We start from the raw sequence: 23,596 nt of genomic DNA on the forward strand, positions 1-23,596 counted from the left end.
AATAACGCAACTTAGTCATATAGTCTTGCAAGTTCTTCATGAGATTATCTAAGTCAGGTCTTGTCGTTTTCCATTGCCACCAGCGCTTATTTTGCTTGATAGCGTAGAAGAAAGTAACGGATAACTTTAAAGGAGTATTTTTTTCAAAGCACTCTTTTGGCTTGTTCTTCATGAGTTGAGCTTTAAGCTCGTAATTGCTAGTTCCTCCGCGGTCATAGAATTGAAGTTTACCATTCACTTTTTTAATGCCTTTTTGCTGTTGTGTAGTTGGCATCTTTTCCAGTTCAAATTCAAACTTCATTTCTTCTTCCTTTACTATCTAACCCCATTATTTGCGCAGATTTTAGCCTATATTTAAGCTTTATAGGCATATCATCAAGCCTGCTTTCACTTTCTGGAATAGTAAGAATCATGAATGATGCGTTGTCTTTGCATGTCAGCATCATGTTATATACCGATTCCTCTTGACTTTCTGAAAAGTCAGCAAGTGAATCAATGATGACTAAGTCCGCAATTTCAATCTCGTGCTTTAGCTTCAAAAACTTTTGCTTTTCCTCATCACTCATGAAGCGGTGTGTCATTTGTTCGCAGTATTTTCGAGTATTTACGATTTTAACCTTGATTTCTCTTCCGACATTTTGGATAATCCATGATTTCATGTTGTCGGCAGCAACAACGCTCAACTCGTCGTTAAATGAATACTTGACAATAACGTCTTTTTTAAGATCAATCCCCTTTTTATGCTTGAATTCAGCGATTGAACTCACTATTACTGATTCTTCTGGCTTTCTTCCGAAACATTGCGGGCAAACTCTAGGAGTATACCAATGTCCGCCAATTCCTTTACCGTTTGAATCATGTCCGTCATAAGACCATACTGGCTCATTTCTTCCAAGCAAGCGGCATCCATGCTCTGGGCATACTTCTTCAAGCTCAATAGGAGTGATTACTTCTCCATTAACTTTAACTTCCATTAATTAAATCCACTTCTTCTTTTTAGCTACTTTTTTAACTTCTGGCATTTCTTGATAATCTCCAAATAGCGCATTTTTAATGAATTCATACGCATTAACGCTGTATTGATGAGTTTTATCATCTGGATTATCAAGAACATAGAACTTCACATAGTTTTCAGCTCCAATAATCGCTTCATCTTTCTGGAAAGGTGGTAGCGTCATGAATTCTTGAAGTGCCATAGCTCTTTTATTTCCGTTTTTTCTAGCAAATTGATGAAAGATAGAGAAATAGCGAGCGAATTTTTCATCTATATTTTCTTCTCTCTCTATCTCTTTACTTTCCTTACCTAAACTCTCCTTACCTAACCTTACCTGTGTATCCAACATGGACACGTTTTGTATACATTTTGTATACGACCCATTTTCTTCAACTAATAACTGATTTTTTTCTTTGATATACTGCGTTTGATTGTATCTATCTTTTTGTATATAGTTATGGATTTTCCAATCCTTAATCACGATTACGCCACTTTCAAATGGGATGATAAATTGTTTTGCAATTAATATTTTCAAATCATCATCAGTGGCACCACTAATCATTTTTATTGTTTTTGGATTTCCAACAAAGCCATCATCATCAGCCCCCATATTGAGGTAAAAATATAATAATTTTGCTGTTGGTGACATTTCCATAAATAAATCCGTCTCAACAATTTTCTTGCTAAACATTCTACGTTGTGCCAAAAAAATATTCCTTTCATAATAACGGGGTTGCGGTGTTCCTGCACTCTTCTGACTTACGACTACCGCTGTATTAAGCTCATTCCATCAGCGCCCCTTTTTCAATTAAAACGGCAAATCATCATCATCAATTTCTTCTACTTTTCTTGAAGAAAATGGGTCTGGTTCTTTTGCTCCATTGCTTTGTGATTGGGGATGGCTATTTTGATTTACTTGCCCTTTCCCGCTTTCAAGCATTTGGAAGTTTTCTGCGATTACTTCAGTAACGTAAATGCGTTTCCCTTCTTTATTATCATAATTACGAACTTGAATAGAACCTGTGATGCCAATTAAATTTCCTTTTTTAGCCCAGTTTGTTAAATTTTCAGCGGATTGACGCCATATTACGCAATTAATGAAGTCTGCTTCTCTATCTCCATTTGCGTTCTTAAATCTGCGGTTCACTGCAAGAGTGAATGTAGCAATAGCAACATTTGAAGGAGTATATTTAAGTTCAGGGTCTCGTACAATCCTACCTACTAAAACAACATTATTAATCATTTATTAACCTCATTTTCTTTAATCCACATCGCAATGTCTTTGACAGCTTGCGACTTATCCATTTTGCTCCAGTTCGTTAACTGATCGATTGGCGCTTCTTTATCTTTTGCAGCCCTCAAAGCTCTTTCAAATTGGGCATTGATTTTTTCTAGTTTTGCTTTTACTTCTTTATCGTCTTTTTTGCTTGCTTTTGGCGTATCGTTTAAGTTCTCGCTTTGTAAATCATCAACATCATTTTCCCCAATAGCGAACAGACCTTGAAGCGCATATTTTCTAGCATAAGAACTCACAGCACCAGTCCATTGAGGCTTTTGCATTTGTTGCTTCCCAGATTTTTCAAAAATTGGTACTTGGTCATGTTCTGAATATCCTACTGCAGTATGTTCTTCGCTTGAATTTGACACTGTAGCAGTAGATTCAACAAACAACCTACCGAGTATTTCATGCATTTTGTCGCTAACAATTAATATCCAACCGCTATCAAGTGATTTGAAATGCTCATAAATCTGTTCAGCATTTCTATAGTTGTAGCTTGTTTGACCGCTGTAATTTTTAACAGATTTACTTTTTCCGATTTGCATTTCTCTTTGCAGTTCAGAAAAAGTCATTTTTTCTTTTTCCATATCAATCATCCCACTTGATTGCTTGATTTTTTGGCTTCATAACGATAAAACGTTCTAATTCTTGATAAATTGACTCTCCGTACTTCTTTTCTAATTGATTTATTGTCAATGGAACCATGCACTCAAATCCATATTTATTGACAAGTTTTGCTTTATCTTCGTTTTCCAAAGTTAAAACCCTTTGATATTGTACTTTCCCATACGATAATCGCTTGAATAATTGTCCTTCGTCAAGTCTTCGCTTAATCTCTGCTTCTGCTTTCTTCTTAAGCGATTCAATCACTTTCAAATTAGCGTAGAAGTCTTGTAAGTCTGCATTATTCATTGATGTAACCATGCTAGGGTCTAACGTTACAATCTCTCCAGTCTCTCTATTGAGTGGTACTAGTTCTAATTCCATATTTACTTCCTTTTTCGTTTGATTTGTGCTATAATATAGACACACTTTTTCATAAGCCCCATTCCCATGGGGTTTTTCTTTTACCATGAAACAATTTCCACTTCATTATTCATTTTCTTGCGTGAATCATCATTTTTACGTCTGATTTCAAGCTCTTGCATCAGTACTGCATTGAACTCTTCAAGTGCTGCGAACTTGTCCAGCATGATTTCATAGCACTCTTTGAAGTCATCACGGCTTTCAGCCACTTTGTTTAACTCATCTTGCAACTCTTTATAATCACTAGCTAACTTGTCGTAATCGGCAAGTTTTTGTTCTTCTTCAAATAGTCGTGTAGTTATTAGTCTTTTCATTTTTATTTTTCTCCTTAAAATAAATCTAGTTGCTTGATTTGCGCTTTCAAAATACGCTTAATTTTTCAATTTCTGGAAGGTATCCAGCTTTTTTTAATTTACGATATAAAAACTCTCTGCCTCTCTGCGTCCATGTTGTCGTAATGTTCGTGCGAGTATTCCCTTTACTGTCAACAAATGAATGAGTACGGCTCTTGATATATCCTTTCGCTTGGTACTTGCTATATAGAATCCATTGATTATTAACTTTTCGCTGAATTCGTAAATTAGCGAGCAACTTGTTAAAAGTTGGAGAGCCAATCCCATAATCTTGTGCAATTTGAGTAACTAGCACATCATCGGTGCTTTCAAAAATCAAATCAAGATAGCGTGTGCGTTCATTAGCTTCTGCAAGTTCAAGATTAAGCTTGCTTTTTTCTGCTTCTAGCTGTTTAATTTGGTTTCCAGCTTGTAGGAGTAAGTCAGCTAAACCGTTACCAGAAAGTACATCTCTAGCTTTCGTTTCTGTCATGTATGCCCCATGCTTGCGGATTGTCGGTAATACATCATGAGTAATCCAGCGCTTGAACTGTCGAGCATCTTTTTTCTTGCTGCCGATAATTGCTTCATAAAGTCCGCTTTCATTGATGATTGTTGACTTCATATTCATACCTGTCAATTTGACAGACATGGAATCCTCTTTATCAAGCCTCCGTGTCATTTGGGAGGTCTCGGAATATTCAAGAATATCAGAGACATCTTTAGCAACAAACCAAGGATCATTGTCAACTAATACCGTTCTTACTGGTAAACTATTGAAGTTAAAATTTTGTAATTCATTCATTTTCATTTAAGCACCCCCAAATTCTTGTTACTGTTTCTAAAAATTGTTCATAGTTTGTTTTTTGTCTTGCTACTCCAATCAATGCGAACATTATAGCAGTGATAGCTTCCGTGCTGGTATCGCTAATAAAATATTCTCGTTCTTTGCTTTGTTCGTCTATTTTCATTTCTATGGTAATTTCCATGTTTTTAATCTCCAATCGTATGAAATATATTTGTTTTTCCTTTCAATGTTCGCTAAACGTAAAATTTGGTTTGCGAGATAAATTTTTAGTTTGATTTTTCCAAACTAGCCATGCATCAAATGCTTTTAAATTTGTCACTCGACCTCTAAGGCTCCTTGTGTACTTACCGCTTGTAAATTCTTCGAACTCTCTTAATTTATCTTGCGTTCCACGTCTAGCCTTTGACCAGTCTTCTTTTGTTACTGCAAACGGATGGTAATACTTTGTCACTTCATCATCATCAGCGTATGGGCTTTTCACCTCACTGATTGACGCTATTTTTATGACGTTGATTGATTCATTCATTTTGTTTTCCTTTCTGTTGAAAAGTTTATTTTACATGAACTTTTGCTTTAAAAAAATATTTAGAAATATCTTTCGGGTCAAGTTCCAAAACATGAACTGCTTTCAAAATTTCATCGTCCTTCCAGCTCACTTTATCATTAAGCTTCAATGAAATAGAGCGTTCTGATAGTCCCATCGCAATAGCAAAGTTATATTGCGTACCGCATTTTTCAGTTATTTTACCAAGAAGCGAAGAATAATCATAACTCATAAAGCGCTCCTCCTTTCTTTTTGTTCACCAATCATGAACTTTATGTTTTTAGTATATCACTTGTTTTTACCTTTGTCAACAAAAAAGTTCATGAAAAATGAATTTTTTTGTTGAACTTTTATTTAAAATGAGTTATAATCTATTTATACAAAATAAAGAAGAGGCTTTTTTATGAAAACCGACACAAGTAATAGACTAAAACAAATAATGTCTGAAAGAAATTTGAAGCAAGTTGATATACTTAATCTATCCGTTCCATTTCAAAAGAAATTCAATATAAAGCTAAGTAAAAGCGCTTTGTCACAGTATGTAAATGCTGTGCAATCTCCTGACCAAAACAGGATATATCTTCTATCTAAAACGTTAGGGGTAAGTGAGGCTTGGCTAATGGGATTTGATGTTCCTATGGTAGAATCTAACACCGAAGAAAAGAAAGATAAAATAATAATTGATAAAGCTATTTTTGTAATTAGTAAACTAGAAGAGCCACGTCAAGAAAAAGTAATTGATTTTGCAGAAGCTCAATTGAAGGAACAAGAAAAAGTTAAATCAATAGAAGATTATTGGTTAACTGATGAATTTCTTGATAAGCAAATAAAAAATAGCGTTGCTTATGGTGGCACAATGACTGAAAAAGATGAAAAGTTTTTTAAAGAACTTTTGAAAAATACGTTAAAGGAAAAAATAGATAAGGGCAAATAAGCCTATGAGTAAATTGAAAGAGCTTGCTCGAGAACTTGGTGCTAAGATAGTTTACTTTAGCACCAATGAAACTGAGTTAAAGGGGATTTATATCCCTGATGTTAGTTTAATATATGTCCGTGAAGATGTTGAATCGGTTGAACAAGAAAACGTTATTCTTCACGAAATAGGACATTGTAATTATAATCATATCCATTATGATTGTCATGCAAAGATGTATAGTAACAAGCAAGAATCAGAAGCTAATTATTATATGATTTCTTATAGGTTTAATGAATGGTTATCTTTATGGGACTTTGCTCCTGAACCAAACGAAATAAGCATAGAACAATTCATGAAAGCATACCATTTTGAAAATAAAATGAGATGGATATGCGAAAAAGTTATTGAAGAATATGCTTCTTCATTTTTTAAAGCGATATAAAAATAATGAGCAAGCCTTGATTCTCATGAAAAGCTAGGTAGGAGGTTTATTATGAGTGCGTTTATTGGAATAATTGGTTTTTTAGCGTTTTTAATCGGGATAATTATGCTACTAATTAATTTATTTAGGAAAAAATCAAAGAAAAAATCTTTGATTTTAATAGTTGCTGGATTTATACTGTTTGTTGTTGGCGTATCTATCCCAAGCAATAATCAGAATAAAGAGGCGAAAGATAATACTAGTACGTCTGTTTCATCCTCATCATCATCTTCTAGTAAAAAAGAAGCATCTACTCCAAAGCCTAGCAAATCTAAAGCGCCTAAGGTACTAACTAGTCAAGAAAAGGCGGTTGATGGTCTTACTGGAAATTCATTAGCTCAAACAAGGTCGGCGATTAGCTATTTATATTCAGGTCATATGAGCAAGCAAGAATTATATGACCAGCTTACTTCTGAATATGGTTCTAAAATGACAGCGGATGAGGCAAATGGAGCGATAAATAGAATTGACCCATTAGTAAATTGGAATAATCTTGCAGTATTAAGTGCCAAGGGGTATAGAGAATCTGGCAATCTAACTGGGCAAGAGCTTCTTGACCAGCTCACTTCTGAATATGGTTCTAAATTCCCCCAAGACCAAGCTCAATACGGAGTTGCGCATATTGATGATAATATAAAATCAACAGATATTTGGAAGTAAAACAAAAAAGCCCACCCCGTTGGATTGAGGGAAGGTGGACTAAAGATATAGTATTAGTAAGGCTCTAATTATGAATAGAGCTTTTACTACACTCATTTTATCAAGAAATGGAGTAAAAAGCAATGTATGTTGAACAAAAAAAGAATGGTAAATATCTATTAAGAGATAAGTATAAAGACCCTTACACTGGAAAATGGAAAGCTATTTCAGTTGGTATTGAAAAGGATAGCGCTCAAGCAGTTAATAAAGCAAAATTAATATTGCAGAAAAAGATTGAAGAACGTACGACGGTTGACAAAAAAGATAATAACATGACTTTCGGAGAGTTATACGACGAATGGTACAAATATTACAAGATACAAAATAAGAGAACAAGTTGGATTAAAGTTCCATTCTATATGGACAATCATGTTTTCCCAATAATAACAAAGGACATGAAAATATCTGCTATTACTCCTTCGCTTGTTAATGATGTCATTGAAAAAATGTACACGTTTGGCAAATACTCGCTTAATTACACTAAGCAGACAAGGACGACTATTTCAACTATCTTTAATTTTGCAATAGAAAAAGGCTATATTGACTCAAACCCTGTGTCAAAAGTTAAAGTAAATATAAAGCGTGAGCAGGAAAGACAACACAGAAAAAAGATAGGAGATAAGTATTTAGAGAAAAACGAATATAAGGCTATTCTCAAAGAACTATATTCCGATGGCAATAGGAGGCTTCAAGCATTAGTCGCTGAATTCCTGCTACTAACTGGATTACGTTATGGAGAACTTATGGCATTACAATGGAAAAATTTTGATGGAAAGTCTATTTCAATTGAGGGAACGCTAGATTATACCATGACTAAAATAACGGAAGCAGTCAAGACATCAACAAAAAATGTAAGTTCAGAGAGAATTGTTGACCTTCCAGAACGTGGAATAAAAATATTAGAGGAACAAAAAGTTTTTAATTCTTTTAAATTCAGCACCAATCCAGATGATTTTATTTTCTTATCTCGTAAAAACTCACCACTAACCATTCATGCTTTTAATAAATCGCTAAAAGAAGCAGCCAAAAAAATAGAACTAGGAAAGAACGTTACAAGTCACATATTTCGCCATACGCACGTTTCAATTCTAGCAGAGGATAATATACCGCTCAAAGCGATAATGGAGCGTGTTGGGCATTCTGATGCAAATACTACACTTTCAATTTATAATCACGTTACAAAAAAATCGAGAGAACAAATTACTCATTCTCTCGATAATATTTTTTAATTTTTTTGCCCACCTTTTGGACACCAAACGTAAAATAAGATATATTTTAATGATAGAGCCTTGATAATAAAGGGGTTCTATTTTATTTTACATCATTCCACCCATCATCGATGGATCCATTGCTTGTGCTGGTGCTTCTGGTTCTGGTTTATTTGCTACGACTGCTTCTGTCGTTAAAATCAAACCAGCTACAGAGGCTGCGTTTTGGAGGGCAGAACGTGTTACTTTCGCAGGATCAACAATTCCTGTTTCAATCATATTTGCCCACTCACCAGTTGCCGCATTAAATCCAATGCCAGGTTCAACAGATTTAAGTTTATCAATAATGACAGAACCTTCATAACCCGCATTTGCTACAATTTGACGGACAGGTTCTTCAAGCGCACGACGGACAATATTGATTCCTGTTTGAACATCTCCTTTTTCTTGGAGCTTATCAAGGTCTGCAATCACATTGACAAGTGCTGTTCCACCTCCAGAAACAATTCCTTCTTCGACTGCTGCACGGGTTGCATTAAGTGCATCTTCAATCAAGAGTTTCAATGCTTTAAGTTCTGTTTCAGTAGCTGCGCCAACTTTAACCACTGCAACACCGCCAGATAATTTAGCCAGGCGTTCTTGCAATTTTTCACGGTCAAAATCAGAAGTTGTTTTTTCAATTTGAGCTTTGATGATCGCGATACGTTGAGCAATTGCATCCGCTGCACCTGCACCTTCAACGATTGTTGTGTGTTCTTTATCTACTGTAACTTTACTTGCTTGTCCAAGTGCATCAATTGTTGCATCTTTCAGATCAAGTCCCAATTCATCAGTAATAACCGTCCCACCTGTCAAAATAGCAAGATCTTCGAGCTGTGCTTTGCGACGATCTCCAAAACCTGGTGCTTTGACGGCAACCACATTAAATGTACCACGAATTTTATTTAAAACAAGTGTTGGGAGTGCTTCTCCATCAACATCATCAGCGACGATTAATAATGGACGACTTGACTTCAAAACTTCCTCAAGTAAAGGCAAGATTTCTTGAATATTAGAAATTTTCTTGTCCGTGATTAAAAGATATGGATTATCGAGATTCGCAACCATTTTTTCATTGTCAGTCACCATATATTGGCTCAGATAACCACGATCAAATTGCATTCCTTCAACCACTTCAAGTTCTGTTTTCATTCCTTTTGATTCTTCAATCGTAATCACGCCATCGCTTCCGACTTTTTCCATCGCATCAGAAATGTAAGCACCAACTTGCTCAGAACGGCTTGAAACTGTCGCAACTTGAGCAATAGCTTCTTTTCCTGAAACAGGAATAGCAAGAGCAGCTAAAGCTTTCACTGCCGTCTCACTTGCAAGTTCAATCCCTCGGCGAATGCCTACTGGATTCGCACCAGCAGTCACATTTTTTAAACCTTCACGTACAATGGCTTGAGTTAAAACTGTTGCAGTCGTCGTGCCGTCCCCAGCAACATCATTTGTTTTAGAAGCCACTTCAGAAACAAGTTTTGCTCCCATGTTTTCAAAATGATCTTCTAATTCAATTTCTTTTGCAATTGTAACGCCATCATTTGTAATCAAAGGTGAACCGTAAGATTTTTCAAGAACAACGTTTCGTCCTTTAGGTCCAAGGGTCGTTTTTACTGTATCTGCTAAAATATCAATGCCTCGCATCATTGAAGTTCTTGCGTCAGATGAAAATTTTATTTCTTTACTCATTTTTTCTTCCTTTTTTCACTTTTATTCTTAATCCATTGCTTTATCTAGCAATGGCTCATTCTTATTTTTATTTTAAACGCATTTATTCCACAATAGCTAATAAGTCAGATGCTTTGATGATTAAAAAATCTTCTCCATCGACTTTTACAGTTGTTCCAGAAAATTTCTCAAAAATAACTGTATCACCAACTTTAAGCGCTGGAGCAATCAAGTTACCGTGGGGCGTTGTTTTTCCTGGTCCTACTGCAACAACTGTCGCCGTTTGTGGTTTTTCTTGAGCACTCGAAGCTAACACAATCCCACCAACCGTTTTTTCCTCTTCGACTTTCACACGTAAGACAACACGGTCTTCTAATGGTTTCAACATTTGAACTATCCTCCTCTGTTAAGAAAAAATTATCAAGGGAATCATTTCCCTTGGGTTTTAGCACTCTTTATTGGCGAGTGCTAACCTCTATTTCTTATTTTAACGCGAAGGTCAAAAATAGTCAAGAAAAAAACTCCTTTTTTGGAGTCCTTTTTTAAAATGGAAATTCTTCAGCTTCAAGAATGAGGGTTTCTGTCTGCTGGTTGTTTTCTCGCATCGCCATCGTCGTGCGACTTTCGAGTAGTTCATAAGTTGAAACTAAAATCTCAGTCACATAATGCTTTATCTTTTTTTGATCTGTAAACTGTCGTGTGCGAATCTCACCTTCAATACTGATCAGTGCTCCCTTTTTGGCGTAAGATGCAAAATTTTCTGCAGTTTTTCCCCAAATGACAATTGAAATAAAATCTGCTTCTCGAGTGCCATCGTCAGTTTTAAATCGGCGATTGACCGCTAGCGTGGTTCGAACTAAACTTTTGTCGTTTGAGGTTTTGATAATTTCTGGATGTGCTACTAGGCGACCAATCAGCATACTTTTATTCATTTTTTTCTCCTTAGTAATATGAAGTATCATGACTTCATTATTCTATTCGTAAAAAAAGTACTTTTGTAACAAAAAAGACTCGCCAAACGCGAGTTTTTTGTTTATTTTGCACTCAAAGCAGCCATCGTCATATAATTATATGGGCTGTTAAAGTGAGGCAAGAAAAATAAATCGAGTAATGCAAGTTGATCAATCGTGAGATGATCTTGTATGGCAAGACTGAACATATTGATATTTCCTGCAATGATTTCACTATGGCTGGCGAGTTGTGCACCAACAATTCGACGACTGTCTTCTTCGTAAACGATACGAATTTTTACTTTATCATTGTCTTCGTGTAAAAACCATGCTTTTTGCAAATCTTCAACGTCTGAAAAGGCGACTTTGAGTCCTGCACGTGTTGCAGCTTGAAGTGAGAGTCCTGTTGAGGTCAAATGAAGGCCAAAAATGGATATGCCGTTCGATCCTTGAACTCCTGGTGAGGAGAGCGTAGTTCCACCGATATTATGTCCCGCAACAATCCCTGTACGTACTGCATTTGATGCAAGTGCAATGTATGTTTTTTCTTGTAAGGCATTGGAATAAATGGTTGCGACATCACCGACAGCATAAACATCTGGATCGCTGGTTTGTTGATACTCATTTACTAAAATTGCTCCATTTTTGAATGTTTCAAGATGATCCGAAGCTAAAGCACTATTGGCCGTAAAGCCAATGCAGTTGATCAGTAAATCGACATCATAGGTTGCTTTGTCTGTGACCAATTGACTGATACGACCATTTACTCCTTTAAATGCTGTGGCACATTCTCCAAAATGGCAGCTGATTCCGTGATTCGTAAGATTTTCATCCATTACCTGTGCAAATTCCTCGTCGTAATAGGATGCAAGAGAGGTCTTGGCAGCATCAAACAAAAGTACTTCTTTTCCGCGACGTTTTGCGGCTTCGGCGATTTCTGTACCGATGTATCCTGCACCGATCACTGCAACACGTTTTACAGTGTCTTTTGCAAGTTCTTGATCAACGGCTTGTCCTTCTTGGAATAATTTTAAGAAATGAATCCCATCCAACTCTTTTCCTGGGATATCAGGAATGATGGGACGTGAGCCTGTGGCAAGGACGAGTTTATCGTAATTTTGCGTGACATTTTCTCCTGATTTTGTGGTGGCATGAACTTCTTTTTGATCAAAATCAATCGCTGTGACGGTTGTTTCAGTCATAATCTTAGCTCCTTTTGCTTCAAATTGAGCAGGATTGGCATAGAAGAGTTCGTCTGGTTTTTCAATTTGACGTCCTACCCAAATGGCAGTGCCGCATCCAAGATAACTCATGTTGCTATTTCGATCAATCATGACGATTTCATTGCCTTCATAGTGGTCAAGTAATGTATTTGCAGCTGCGATTCCAGCGTGGTTGGTTCCTAAAATGACGATTTTCATGTGAAAAATCTCCTTGTTTTTTATGTCAAATAGTTTTGACGTTTTGGACTTACAAATCTCAGTTTAACATAAAATTTCAGCTTCCATTTTGAAAACGCTTGTGAAGTTTGTGAATTCACAAACTTCACAATAGGGGGATAGTAAAAAGGAACACTGCGTTCCTTTTTAATTGAATCTCATTATAAAAATTGTCCCTTTTGGATGATGATTTTTAACAGAAAGTCCAATCTTATTTTGTATAGCATATTGTTGAGCAATTGCTAGACCGAGCCCCGTTCCTGGTTGTTCACCACGTGATTTATCACCCCTATAAAATCGGTGAAAAATTTTTATTTTTTCTTCATCAGCAATACCGATTCCTTCGTCGATAACCTGAATTTCTTTTTCATCAAACTTTACAAAAATCTTACTGTCATTCGATGAGTAGCGTCCTGCATTTTCCAAAAAAATCGTTAAAATTTCTTGAATTGCAAAAGAATTTGATTTTATGGAAAGTTCCTTTGCTCCGAGTGTATAAATGTGCTGCTGTAATGTTAGCTGCACACGTTTTACGGTGTCATCAACTAAATCAGACAATGAAAATTTTTCGATTTCATTTTCGGATAATTCTGAAGATTGTCGTGCCAGCATCAAGAGATCTTCGATCAAATCTTTCAGACGTTTTGATTCTCGATCAAGGTAATCAAGAGATTTTTCTATAATTTCAGGATGGTCTTTTCCTCGCCTTTTTATCAGTGAAATATAACCACGAATGGCCATCACTGGTGTCCTTAATTCGTGTGAAACGTCCGAGGTAAATTGTTGCTCTTGAGCAACCTTTTCTTGCAGTCTTGTAATTAATCCATTAAAGTTTATCGCTAATGCTTTCACTTCTGCTGGAGAATCTGGGATGTTTAGTAATGTTGAGTTTTGGTTAACTTCGATGGCCAATTGTTCAATGGGTTGACTTAGTTTTCTGGAATATCTTCTGATCAATAATAAGCCAATGAAATAGGTAACAATCGTAATGATTGCTATACCAACCATCATTTCAAAGACGTTTTGCAAAGCGCCTTGGATAGAAAACCATAATTCATAGGTCGTTTTGTTTTCTGTGACTTGAACAGCATCGTATAGATTTCCATGAGCGAAAGTGTGTTGTTTTTGTTTGCATTTTCGTTCTCCTTAATTGATTTATCTTAGTGACAAGTTTATTATAAGGTAATTTTGTTTTTGAATCTCTTGTTTTTTCTGGCAAATTTCTGTGAAAATCACAGAATTGTAGTGCTTTTATTTTTTTTGGTTCAATAATAAAAATGTTTTTGAAAATATCACATTTCACAACATTTGATTCGTAAAGGAAACTATTTTTTGATGCAAAAAAACGGCAGATTTTGCCGTTCTTTTTTTGTTTTTATGCCTGTAATGCGTCGTAGATCGTTCCTGCAACTAAATCAGAGGATAATTCAATGATGCCACGCACTTGTGGGGCATCTGGTAATTCTAATTCACGCGCAGAGCAGAGCATGCCATAACTTTGTACGCCGCGCAATTCTCCTGGAAAAATGAGAGCTCCGTTTGGCATCATGGCTCCTGGAAGTGCTGCTATAGTTTTCATGCCGACAGCAGCATTGGGAGCGCCGCAAACGATTTGAACAGGATCAGAAAGTCCAACGTTGACCTTGCAGATATGCAGATGGTCACTATCTGGGTGCTCTTTCATTTCTAAAATTTCTGCCACCACAAATTTGGGTTGTTTGTCAAAGACTAAAATGTCGCTAAATCCTGCGTTGGATACTTCTGCATTCAATTTTTCGATGTCAGATGGACTTAATTTCACTTCCCCATTTCCTGTCAGTGCTGACAAAATAGATTTTGCCTCGAAAATATTCCATGCCACTGTTTCTCCTGTTGCTTCAAGAAAAATACGCGCCACTTTACCTTGTCGCTCAAAATTAACGTTTTGACCATTGTCATTTGCGACGATCAGCATCAAAACATCGCCCACATGAGTGTTATAAATTGCTATCATTTTTAAAATTTAACTCCACTATTTTTTTGTCAGTACTGACAACTTTCTTTCTTCATTTGTCACATCTAAAATACGCCACAGGGGCAGATTCACTCATTTTTTTATTTTACAGTAGCTAAAAATGCGTTCACTTCTTCTTTGGTTTTGCGCAATTTATTGACCAAACGTGCGGTTTCTTTTCCGTCTTCAATCACCACAAAACTCGGAATTCCCATAATGCCCCATTCGACTGCGACATCCATAAATTCATCACGATCTACTTCAATAAATTCAAATGTACTATTTTCTGCTTCGATTTCAGGCATTTTTGGTTTGATAAAATTACAGTCGCCACACCACGTTGCGGTGAAAAAGAAAACGTGTTTTCCTTTTGCTTCAACGAATTGTGCTAATTGTTCAACATTTTTTGGGATGATCATATCCATTCCTCACTTTTTTCTATGATTTCTAAACTTTGAGCATCAATCAGAAATGAAATTGATTTTTTTGGGCGTTCAATCGGGAGCTGCGACTCTGAATGTGCGTCAGTTTCACTGTTGTCAGTACTGACAACAACACCAGCTTCAAAGCAAGCATCTTGTATTGGATCCTCAAACACCCACAGGGCCAAAATTTCTTCGTCAGAAAAATAAGCGCGAATCGCTAAAGTCAGATTTTCTCTCACTTCATCAGCGAAATTTTGATAGCCATGATATACCACATGTGCGGCGCCTGCCACAGTAAGAAGCCCTAAACTCCATTTCAAAACTCTGTTCATACTGAAATTTTACCACAAATCTTTCTATATTTGAATGAAACGACTCGCCAAACAAAAGCAAAGGTCCATTTTATCACTCAAAAATACGGTTCTGCATTAAAAATACAGTCGCTAATGCGTTGCGCATCTTTTTATCTATTGAAATTCTACCACAAAAGTTGATATAATAGAACTCATAATTATCAAAAATCAAGTGAATTTGAGTTTTTGATGTGAGCATCACAAGCTCTAATAAAGGAGAAAAAATGTCCCTGTTTGACAAAATAAAAGAAATCACAGAAATTCAAGCCACTTCTGGGCATGAAGGTGCTGTGCGCGATTATCTCAAAAAGCGAATGGTAGAGTTGGGGTATTCTCCAGAATTTGATGGTCTTGGCGGAATTTTTGTCACGCTTGAGAGTGCTGTTAAAAATGCCCCTCGTGTGATGCTTGCTTCGCATATGGATGAAGTGGGGTTCATGGTTAGCACCATTAAGCAAGATGGAACTTTTCGCGTCGTTGCTCTTGGAGGTTGGAATCCACTTGTTGTTTCTGCGCAACGTTTTACTTTATTTACACAAGACGGCAAAAAAATCCCTGTCGTCTCAGGAGGATTGCCTCCTCATTTACTCCGCGGAACTGGTACATCACCAACGCTTCCAGCACTTTCTGATCTTGTTTTTGATGGCGGATTTTCAGATCAAGCGCAAGCTAAAGCCTTTGGAATTCAGCAAGGAGATGTGATCATTCCACAGACAAATGCCATCCTCACAGCAAATGGCGAGAACGTCATCAGTAAAGCGTGGGATAATCGCTATGGCTGCCTTATGATTCTTGAATTACTTGAATACCTCAAAGGAAAAACACTTCCAGTCACTTTGATCATTGGAGCTAATGTCCAAGAAGAAGTTGGCTTGCGCGGTGCAAAAGTTTCAACGACCAAGTTTCACCCAGATTTGTTTTTTGCGATTGATTGTTCGCCAGCTGGAGATACTTTTGGCGATGACAATGGTAAACTCGGAGCCGGCGTGACCTTGCGCTACTACGATCCAGGTCACATCATGTTACCTGGCATGAAACATTTTCTTATCGAAACAGCAAAGCTAAATCACATCAAAACACAGCCCTATATCGCAAAAGGTGGGACAGACGCTGGCGCTGCTCATCTGACAAATTCTGGTGTGCCATCAACAACCATTGGTGTTTGTGCTCGCTATATTCACAGTCATCAAACCATTTTTAGCTTAGAAGATTTCACCCATGCACAAAATTTCATTCGCGCCATCAGCACATCTTTAGATGCAGCAACCGTTGCTGAAATTAAAAATTACAATTAAAAAAATCTGTCAGTACTGACAGATTTTTTTACTGCTTGGGTTGGGCGCTTGAAGCGGACGGTGTTGTTCCACTACTTGCTGGCATTCCTGGCAGAATCTTATTCCATGCATCCACATAATCTGCATCTGATCCTCCAATCGCAAACTTGTATGTTGTATTTGGTGCGCCAGATTTCGTCGTCCAAAAGCTCGTAACTGTTTTTCCTGAAACAGCTTTCCCATTGACTGTGGCTGGTTTTTCTCCAGTCGATTCAAGAACCGTGGACTTGGTCACATTCGGATCTGTATTAGGATCTTTAAATGTTTTTCCACTGCCAAAAATATTTGGATCGGCTGTATTGATTGCATTGACCAAATTTGCCATGTAAGCTGCATTATTGAAATATCCGACATTTGATGTCATTGGACTGTTATCATCATGTCCGGCCCAACCTCCTAAAGTCACTGTTGGTGTCGAAAGCATCAGCCACACATCCGTATAATAATCCGTCGTTCCTGTCTTTCCAGCCCATGCCACTTGGTTGGCTAAGTTTGGATTTAACCCTTGTAAATCCGAATAAAATTTACTTGTTTTTTGTGCTTTGATAACACCTTGAAGCATATTTTCCATAATGGTCGCTGTCGCTTCTGAGTAAACTTGAACAGGATCTGGATTAGAATGTTCATAAATCACATTTCCTTTATCATCCGTGATGCTCGAAATGAGGTAATAAGGGACATATTTCCCTCCATTGGCAAGTGTAGCGTAGCCATTGGTATGCTGGACAACGGTTGGATCAACCCCTCCACCTAATGGGAGAGATTCAATGGAATAATCTTTGATATTATACCCCATCTTACTCATGTAAGGTTTTGCCCCTTGTCCATCCTTATAAACTGCTTTATACGTCCAAAAAGCAGGAATATTGTAAGAAACGTCTAACGCTTCTGTAAAACTCATCATCGCAGTTCCTTTAGATCCGACGTGTTCAATATCTTGTCCTGTCGCATATTTAGCAGGATAATTAGAGAGGACACTTGCTGAGCCCATCAATCCCAAATCAAGTGCTGGACCATAAGCAATCAAAGGTTTAATTGATGATCCTGGAGATCTTCCACCATCAAAGGCATGATTAAATTGACTCGTTGCAAAATTTAATCCTCCAACAAATCCAAGCACAGCACCTGTACTGTTATCCATCAGTACATTTCCAGGTTGAACCACACCAGATCCGTCTTGCAGGGTACTGCCATAATTGGCTACTGCATTTTGCATCGCAGTGTAGATGTTTTGATTAATGGTTGTCTTAACAGTGAGCCCTTTGCTTTGAAGTTCTTGTGCGGCAAGATTCGTGTAATACTGCTTGGTTGCGTCATTTCCTAAGCTTGTAGCAGACACCTTATCTCGTTTGATTAAATAATTATACACTTCTTGCGTGGCCTGTTTATAGATAACGTTGTATAAATAGCCGTGGCTTTTGACACTCGCTGGTGCAGAGGGCAAAAATGATGTTGTAATATCTTCTTTGAGATATTTTTTATAATCTGTTGCAGTGATGTACCCATTGCGATACATATTAAAAAGAACATTTTTTTGCCGATTGATGCCATAAAGAAGATTTGCTTTTGTTTTTAAAGCACCATTTGCAGCATAAGGAGAATAAACAATTGGACTTTGTGGCAATCCAGCGATAAAAGCGGCTTGTGGAATCGTTAAATCTTTGGCCGTTTTTCCAAAAATTCCTTCGGCAGCAGCTTCAACACCAGCGATATTTTGTCCTTTATTATTGCGCCCAAAAGGAGAAACATTTAAGTAATCCGTCAAAATTTCATCTTTTGAGAGATACGTCGTTAAAGCTCTAGCATAAACAATCTCACTCGCTTTTCGCTGAAAAGTGACACTGTCTCCTAACAGTTGTTGCTTGATGAGTTGCTGAGTTAGGGTTGATCCTCCTGAGCTTGATCCTCCACCAATTGAGCCAATGATGCCACGAATTACCGCTTTTGGAACAACACCATCATTTGTTTTAAACGTGTCATCTTCTGTAGCAATCAACGCATTTTTTACATTTTCTGAAATGGCATTACTTGGAACATTGACCCGAATCAAATCACTTGAAATGTCTGAAATATTTTCCCCATTACTGTACTTCAACGTTGAGACACCGTGAATGTTATTGATTGCTGAGAGCATTTTTTCTTTATTCGCTTGAGGTGTTTTTTCAACCAAACGAACAAAATAACCAACACCAGCTGCCGCACCAAAAGTTACTCCCAAGACAAGAACAATTCCAAAAATCACACTCAGCCCTCGAAATACTGTAAAAACGGTAGAAGCAATCCTTTTATTTTCTTTTGGATGATTTTGATTCTGTTGTCCTGAGCCTTTTTGACGTCTTGTTTGCATTTTTTCCTGCAAATTTTTCCGCGCTTTATCCTGATCTTTTTTCATGCCCTAAGTATATCATAAACCAAAATGAGCCGCAATACATACTACTGTAAATGAAGCTGCTCAAATTCCAAACGTGAGCACAAGAAAATGTTCTCTTTTTGATTGCGTTTTGAAATGCGATCAGCGAAAATAACAGTGTGCAAAAAAATTCGGAGTGTCAAAAAGATCCAGCTGCACTTTGATTTTTTTAAATCACCTCATTTTGCGCACTTATTCTTTTAATCTGTCTTAAAATAGGATTTTTTGATATAATAGAGTGCGCACAAATAAAAAGTGTCAAGAAAGCTGAAATTTTTGAACCTGTTTGCACAGAACCAAAAAATTCCTTCTTTCTTGCCTCTTTTTGAGCGATTTGCGCTTACATCTTGATATAATAGAGTGCGCACAAATAAAAAGTGTCAAGAAAGCTGAAATTTTTGAACCTGTTTGCACAGAACCAAAAAATTCCTTCTTTCTTGCCTCTTTTTGAAGAAATTGTGCTGACATCTTGAGATAATAGAGATGGACTTTTTTTGTCAGTACTGACAGAAATTTAAAAATTTAAAAAGCGGCAGTTTTGAAGCATTCAAGCTTTTTTGATTGCTTATGAATGGGCCAGTCTTATAGAAAGGATTTTTTATGAACATTTTTGACGAACTAAAAGCACGCGGTTTGATTTTCCAGACCACTGATGAAGCTCTACTTAAAAAGGCGCTAACGGAGGGAATGGTTTCCTATTATGGCGGTTTTGATCCTACTGCTGATAGCCTTCATTTGGGAAATCTGGTGTTGATTTTGACGATGAGACGCCTTCAACTTGCTGGTCACAAACCTTATCCACTCGTTGGTGGTGCAACTGGTTTGATTGGGGACCCTTCGTTTAAGGACGCTGAACGCTCTTTACAAACGAAGGAAACTGTACAAGAATGGACAGGAAAAATCCGTTCCCAACTGGAGCGTTTTCTTGATTTTGAAAATGGGGATAATAAAGCAGAAATGACCAATAATTACAATTGGTTTGAGCACTTGAGTTTCATTGATTTTTTGCGCGATGTTGGAAAACATTTTACAGTCAACTACATGATGAGCAAAGAATCCGTAAAAAAACGGATGGAAACTGGGATTTCCTATACTGAGTTTGCTTATCAAGTCATGCAAGGGTATGATTTTTATGAGCTCAATCAACGCCATAATGTCACTTTGCAACTGGGAGGATCTGACCAATGGGGAAATCTGACCGCTGGTGTTGAACTGATCCGTCGTAAAGCCAATAAAGCTGCACACGTCATCACAACGCCATTAATTACGGACAGTACAGGAAAAAAATTCGGAAAATCCGAAGGAAATGCCATCTGGCTGGACGCTGAAAAAACTTCTCCTTTTGAGATGTATCAGTTTTGGCTCAATGTCAACGATGAAGATGCCATAAAAATGCTTAAAATTTTCACATTTTTATCGCTTGATGCAATCGAAAATATTCGTGTCAAATTTGAAGCGGCACCGCATGAACGCTTCGCACAAAAAGAATTAGCGCGCGAAGTGGTCACACTCGTTCACGGAAAGGCAGCTTACGAGCAAGCCTTGCACGTCACCGACATTTTATTTGGTGGTGGACAATTGAAAGAATTAAAAGCAAAAGACATCTTATCAGGACTCAAATCTGTCCCACATTATGCTGTCAGCGCTGACGAAAATCTCAATATCGTCGAATTGCTCATTCAATCCGGCATTGAAACATCAAAGCGCCAAGCACGTGAAGACCTCACAAACGGCGCCATCTACATCAATGGTGAACGTTTGTCTGATCTTGATTATGTTTTATCTGATCAGGATAAGATCGATGGACAGTTGACCGTCATCCGTCGTGGAAAGAAAAAAAACTTTGTCTTGACTTACTAAAATATAAAGGAATGCTTGCGTTCCTTTTTTTGATCTAAAAAGGGCACATCATCAAAAGCGACAAAAATCTAAATTTGTGAAATTCTCACACAAAATCAAAAAAATCTTTCTTTTTAGTCCTTTTGGTCCCATTTGTGCAAACATCTTGGTATAATAGAATGAGAACGAAATCTAAAGGATGGGTCAGCTGATGAATAAACAAAATTTTGATGAAAAATTAAAAGAATTGCGCAAACTTTATGATGAGAATCATCCCATCACTCCGGCTGAGGGTGATGTTTTCACACCACTTTCACTCGTTGAAAAAGAACAATATGTCCTTCATGAAATTCAAGAATGTTTGAGTGAACTCACTCATTTGGTCTCAACACTTGAACTTGCGATTGACCAATCTGAATCAAAAGAGAGAATTTCTGATTTAAAAGACAAAATTTCAAATCTTGAGCGCCGAAAATCGATTCTTGAGCAAAAGCTTGAGTTTATCAGAAGTGGAGAAACGGACGATCAGCGGAAAGAAAAACTCAAACGTCAGCTCTTAGAACTGGAATTAAAACGGTGCAAACTCAAATTTGCAGATAAAGATCATGTGAAAGTCGATCAAAAAATAAATCAAAAATTGGATTCTTATAAAAAATTATAAAAAGATCACTCGCCTGATCTTTTTAGTGCTTGCAAAATCAAAACCGCTTCTGCATTGATTTTCACACCTTTTTTAGTTCAACTGTTTTTTCATTTCTATATAGAAAGGAAGTTCATGATCCACAGTATTTTTTATGTTATTATTTTTCTTCTCGCCCTCGTTTTATCAAACGTGCTTAATCAAGTATTTCCTAAACTTGCACTTCCGCTCATTCAAGTCATTCTTGGCATTATTCTTGGCTTTTTAGGTGCTTCTCATCTGCTGGACGTTGATCCTGAGTTATTTCTTGGCTTCATCATCGCTCCCCTTCTTTTTCGAGAAAGTGAAGAAGCTGATGTGACACATATTTTCAAGCATTTTTCTACCATTCTCTTTTTGATTTTGCCTCTTGTATTTTTGACAGCGCTTGGATTAGGGTATCTTACTCACTTCTTACTTTTAGGAATTCCACTTGCGGCATGCTTTGCGTTGGGCGCGAGTTTGGCGCCGACAGATGCGATTGCGGTCGGTGCTTTATCAAAAAATTTCAAATTTCCAAAGCGCATCACAAGTATTCTTCAAGGCGAAGGTCTTTTAAATGATGCTTCAGGAATCATTGCTTTTCAAATCGCTGTTCTAGCTTTAAGTACGGGACAATTTTCTTTACCCAACGCTACCATTGACTTAGTCGAATCTGCAATTGGTGGCGCATTGATTGGGGTGATCTTGGTTTGGATTAAAAATGTACTCTTACGGATGCTTAATTCAATTGCTGCACGCGATGTCATTAGTTACTTACTTTTAGAATTTACGATTCCATTTGCTGCTTTTCTTTTGTCAGAAATGGTTCATGTTTCTGGAATCATAGCAGTGGTGGTTGCAGGTGTTTTACAAGCCAACGGCATTAAGAAAACAACGTTGTTTGATGCCAAAGTCACAAAAATCAAAAGTACGCTTTGGGATATGATTGTCTTTATTCTCAATTCAGTGGTCTTTTTGTTTTTAGGTATTGAGTTGCATCAACTCGCTTTACCTTTGCTCAATAATCCACTGTATTCAAACACGCACTTGATTATGATGGTGATTTTATTAACCTTCGCTTTATTCTTATTGCGTTTTATTTCGATTTGGATTTATTATTTCATTCGCACACTCAAGCGGCATCAAAAGTTTAAATTGTATTGGAATGATATTTTATTACTCACTTTTGCAGGATCTAAGGGAACTGTTTCGATTGCGACCATTTTATTAATTCCAAAATTGGATAGTGTGCCGTACAGTCTTTTGATTTTCTTGGTGGCTTCTGTGACTGCACTTTCTTTTTTAATTGGGATATTTGTCTTGCCACTCTTTGCAGCAAAAAAGACGGTCAAAGTTGATAATATCGCAAAAATTTCGATTTTAAGTGATGTGGTTTCTGAACTTCGTTTAGATATGCAAAAGGTGAAAAACAAAGAAGGATATGCAATTGCGATTGATAGTTATCAAGATCGTATCCAAAAATTAATCATTGAACAAGAAAGTGCGAGTACTTCTGTGGATTTCAATGAACTTCAGCTCCTCATCATGAGGCTTGAATCTGAGGGACTTGAAACAGCATATCGCAATGGAGAAATCTCGATTCCGACGTATCGCCTTTATCACCGCTATATTCGCTCACTTGGAAGATCCATTTCTCACACTTTTCTTTCAAGTTTTCAATTTTTTTCGTTAGTCCTTTTTAAAACAACGCATCTTCTTTTTTCACAAGTGTTTCATGTGACTTTTTCAAACCAACCTCGAAAAGAGCAACGGTTAATCACACGTGAAGAAATCACGACGCTCTATTTTAAAAATACTGAAATTATTTTACAAGCTTTGGAGAGTTTAGAGTCGGTTTATGATACTCAATTGATTGATTTCTTGCAAATGCAACGCTTACGTTCAGCAGAACTTGTGGCACATGGCGGCTACATTACTCACGTGCTTCATAAATCTGAGCCAAATAATTATCGAGAATTAATGCGGGCTTATTATTTGGAGCGTAAATCCATTTTTGAGTACGAATCCGCAGGGCAATTAAGTCCAAAAGAAGCGAAGTTATTAAGACAAAACGTCAATGTTTTGGAGGATTATTCGATGGAGAGTAATCATCGCACCCTCTTTTTCAATTTGCTTGAAAAACGAAAAAAATGAGAATGGATTATTTTTCCGTTCTTTTTTCTTTAGAAAATGTT

The 23,596-nt window shown here is 37.0% G+C and carries 28 protein-coding genes; 8 read left to right on the plus strand and 20 right to left on the minus strand.

The features are described from left to right. The 11 genes from GHI93_RS09520 to GHI93_RS09570 form a co-directional block, all read right to left on the minus strand. Nucleotides 1-301: RusA family crossover junction endodeoxyribonuclease (locus GHI93_RS09520; protein WP_153496827.1), on the minus strand; the 301-nt coding region annotated here is incomplete at its 3' end. Next, nucleotides 291-974: a hypothetical protein gene (locus GHI93_RS09525; protein WP_153496828.1), complete on the minus strand. Its 684-nt coding sequence runs from the start codon at nucleotides 972-974 to the stop codon at nucleotides 291-293. The genes GHI93_RS09520 and GHI93_RS09525, both read right to left, overlap by 11 nt. Nucleotides 975-977: 3 nt before the next feature. Next, nucleotides 978-1,700 (minus strand): phage replisome organizer protein, encoded by a 723-nt coding sequence (locus GHI93_RS09530; protein WP_153496829.1) that lies wholly within the window; start codon nucleotides 1,698-1,700, stop codon nucleotides 978-980. Between the two features lie 102 nt (nucleotides 1,701-1,802). Then, nucleotides 1,803-2,237 (minus strand): single-stranded DNA-binding protein, encoded by a 435-nt coding sequence (gene ssb / locus GHI93_RS09535; RefSeq protein ID WP_153496830.1) that lies wholly within the window; start codon nucleotides 2,235-2,237, stop codon nucleotides 1,803-1,805. Then, complete coding sequence (locus tag GHI93_RS09540) at nucleotides 2,234-2,860, minus strand: ERF family protein (protein ID WP_153496831.1); 627 nt, start codon at nucleotides 2,858-2,860, stop codon at nucleotides 2,234-2,236. Before GHI93_RS09540 ends, ssb begins: the two co-directional genes overlap by 4 nt. Before the next feature lies 1 nt (nucleotide 2,861). Next, nucleotides 2,862-3,260 (minus strand): hypothetical protein, encoded by a 399-nt coding sequence (locus GHI93_RS09545; RefSeq protein ID WP_153496832.1) that lies wholly within the window; start codon nucleotides 3,258-3,260, stop codon nucleotides 2,862-2,864. Between the two features lie 80 nt (nucleotides 3,261-3,340). After that, entirely contained in the window at nucleotides 3,341-3,613 is a 273-nt protein-coding gene (locus GHI93_RS09550; protein ID WP_153496833.1) for a hypothetical protein, read from the minus strand. A gap of 46 nt (nucleotides 3,614-3,659) precedes the next feature. Then, nucleotides 3,660-4,442, minus strand: a complete 783-nt coding sequence (locus GHI93_RS09555; protein WP_246177074.1) for a phage antirepressor — start codon at nucleotides 4,440-4,442, stop codon at nucleotides 3,660-3,662. Next, nucleotides 4,429-4,620: a hypothetical protein gene (locus tag GHI93_RS09560; protein ID WP_153496834.1), complete on the minus strand. Its 192-nt coding sequence runs from the start codon at nucleotides 4,618-4,620 to the stop codon at nucleotides 4,429-4,431. The genes GHI93_RS09555 and GHI93_RS09560 overlap by 14 nt, the downstream gene beginning before the upstream one ends. Before the next feature lie 42 nt (nucleotides 4,621-4,662). Next, nucleotides 4,663-4,965 (minus strand): hypothetical protein, encoded by a 303-nt coding sequence (locus GHI93_RS09565; protein ID WP_153496835.1) that lies wholly within the window; start codon nucleotides 4,963-4,965, stop codon nucleotides 4,663-4,665. 25 nt (nucleotides 4,966-4,990) lie between these two features. Continuing rightward, nucleotides 4,991-5,215, minus strand: a complete 225-nt coding sequence (locus tag GHI93_RS09570; protein WP_153496836.1) for a DUF739 family protein — start codon at nucleotides 5,213-5,215, stop codon at nucleotides 4,991-4,993. A gap of 171 nt (nucleotides 5,216-5,386) precedes the next feature. Here GHI93_RS09570 and GHI93_RS09575 point away from each other — a divergent pair, with 171 nt between their 5' ends. From GHI93_RS09575 to GHI93_RS09590, 4 genes are all read left to right on the plus strand, one after another. Then, nucleotides 5,387-5,917 carry a helix-turn-helix domain-containing protein gene (locus tag GHI93_RS09575; protein WP_153496837.1) on the plus strand — a complete coding sequence of 177 codons (531 nt, stop codon included), beginning with the start codon at nucleotides 5,387-5,389 and terminating at the stop codon, nucleotides 5,915-5,917. Nucleotides 5,918-5,921: 4 nt separating this feature from the next. Further along, on the plus strand, nucleotides 5,922-6,341 hold the full coding sequence (locus tag GHI93_RS09580; protein WP_153496838.1) for an ImmA/IrrE family metallo-endopeptidase: 420 nt from the start codon (nucleotides 5,922-5,924) through the stop codon (nucleotides 6,339-6,341). Between the two features lie 51 nt (nucleotides 6,342-6,392). Next, nucleotides 6,393-7,040: an Ltp family lipoprotein gene (locus GHI93_RS09585; protein WP_153496839.1), complete on the plus strand. Its 648-nt coding sequence runs from the start codon at nucleotides 6,393-6,395 to the stop codon at nucleotides 7,038-7,040. A 122-nt stretch (nucleotides 7,041-7,162) separates the two neighbouring features. After that, the gene (locus GHI93_RS09590) at nucleotides 7,163-8,308 is read left to right on the plus strand and encodes a tyrosine-type recombinase/integrase (protein WP_153496840.1); all 1,146 of its coding nucleotides are present in this window, start codon (nucleotides 7,163-7,165) and stop codon (nucleotides 8,306-8,308) included. Nucleotides 8,309-8,395: 87 nt separating this feature from the next. Here the strand turns inward: GHI93_RS09590 and groL are convergent, their stop codons facing one another. The 8 genes from groL to GHI93_RS09630 all read right to left on the minus strand — a co-directional run bounded on the left by groL (nucleotide 8,396) and on the right by GHI93_RS09630 (nucleotide 15,136). Further along, nucleotides 8,396-10,018 (minus strand): chaperonin GroEL, encoded by a 1,623-nt coding sequence (gene groL / locus GHI93_RS09595; RefSeq protein ID WP_153496841.1) that lies wholly within the window; start codon nucleotides 10,016-10,018, stop codon nucleotides 8,396-8,398. A gap of 82 nt (nucleotides 10,019-10,100) precedes the next feature. After that, nucleotides 10,101-10,385 carry a co-chaperone GroES gene (groES, locus tag GHI93_RS09600; protein ID WP_153496842.1) on the minus strand — a complete coding sequence of 95 codons (285 nt, stop codon included), beginning with the start codon at nucleotides 10,383-10,385 and terminating at the stop codon, nucleotides 10,101-10,103. Nucleotides 10,386-10,539: 154 nt separating this feature from the next. Then, nucleotides 10,540-10,929, minus strand: a complete 390-nt coding sequence (locus GHI93_RS09605) for a single-stranded DNA-binding protein (RefSeq protein WP_153496843.1) — start codon at nucleotides 10,927-10,929, stop codon at nucleotides 10,540-10,542. Nucleotides 10,930-11,030: 101 nt separating this feature from the next. After that, the gene (gene nox / locus GHI93_RS09610) at nucleotides 11,031-12,368 is read right to left on the minus strand and encodes a H2O-forming NADH oxidase (protein WP_153496844.1); all 1,338 of its coding nucleotides are present in this window, start codon (nucleotides 12,366-12,368) and stop codon (nucleotides 11,031-11,033) included. A gap of 165 nt (nucleotides 12,369-12,533) precedes the next feature. Beyond that, the gene (locus GHI93_RS09615) at nucleotides 12,534-13,397 is read right to left on the minus strand and encodes a sensor histidine kinase (RefSeq protein WP_153496845.1); all 864 of its coding nucleotides are present in this window, start codon (nucleotides 13,395-13,397) and stop codon (nucleotides 12,534-12,536) included. A 364-nt stretch (nucleotides 13,398-13,761) separates the two neighbouring features. Beyond that, nucleotides 13,762-14,379 carry a YtpR family tRNA-binding protein gene (gene ytpR, locus GHI93_RS09620; protein ID WP_153496846.1) on the minus strand — a complete coding sequence of 206 codons (618 nt, stop codon included), beginning with the start codon at nucleotides 14,377-14,379 and terminating at the stop codon, nucleotides 13,762-13,764. 101 nt (nucleotides 14,380-14,480) lie between these two features. Further along, nucleotides 14,481-14,798, minus strand: coding sequence for a thioredoxin family protein (locus tag GHI93_RS09625; RefSeq protein ID WP_153496896.1), 318 nt, complete (start codon nucleotides 14,796-14,798; stop codon nucleotides 14,481-14,483). Then, on the minus strand, nucleotides 14,795-15,136 hold the full coding sequence (locus tag GHI93_RS09630) for a hypothetical protein (protein ID WP_153496847.1): 342 nt from the start codon (nucleotides 15,134-15,136) through the stop codon (nucleotides 14,795-14,797). The genes GHI93_RS09625 and GHI93_RS09630 overlap by 4 nt, the downstream gene beginning before the upstream one ends. Before the next feature lie 245 nt (nucleotides 15,137-15,381). Between GHI93_RS09630 and pepA the strand changes: the two genes are divergently transcribed. Beyond that, entirely contained in the window at nucleotides 15,382-16,452 is a 1,071-nt protein-coding gene (pepA, locus tag GHI93_RS09635) for a glutamyl aminopeptidase (protein WP_153496848.1), read from the plus strand. A 28-nt stretch (nucleotides 16,453-16,480) separates the two neighbouring features. Here pepA and GHI93_RS09640 read toward each other — a convergent pair whose 3' ends face one another. After that, complete coding sequence (locus GHI93_RS09640) at nucleotides 16,481-18,883, minus strand: transglycosylase domain-containing protein (RefSeq protein WP_153496849.1); 2,403 nt, start codon at nucleotides 18,881-18,883, stop codon at nucleotides 16,481-16,483. Nucleotides 18,884-19,501: 618 nt separating this feature from the next. Between GHI93_RS09640 and tyrS the strand changes: the two genes are divergently transcribed. From tyrS to GHI93_RS09655, 3 genes are all read left to right on the plus strand, one after another. Beyond that, nucleotides 19,502-20,761 (plus strand): tyrosine--tRNA ligase, encoded by a 1,260-nt coding sequence (gene tyrS, locus GHI93_RS09645; RefSeq protein ID WP_153496850.1) that lies wholly within the window; start codon nucleotides 19,502-19,504, stop codon nucleotides 20,759-20,761. 190 nt (nucleotides 20,762-20,951) lie between these two features. Beyond that, on the plus strand, nucleotides 20,952-21,401 hold the full coding sequence (locus tag GHI93_RS09650) for a hypothetical protein (RefSeq protein WP_153496851.1): 450 nt from the start codon (nucleotides 20,952-20,954) through the stop codon (nucleotides 21,399-21,401). A 114-nt stretch (nucleotides 21,402-21,515) separates the two neighbouring features. Further along, entirely contained in the window at nucleotides 21,516-23,555 is a 2,040-nt protein-coding gene (locus GHI93_RS09655; RefSeq protein ID WP_153496852.1) for a cation:proton antiporter, read from the plus strand. Nucleotides 23,556-23,596 lie beyond the last annotated feature (41 nt).

This window comes from Lactococcus hircilactis, assembly GCF_009601015.1.
GTDB lineage: Bacteria > Bacillota > Bacilli > Lactobacillales > Streptococcaceae > Lactococcus > Lactococcus hircilactis.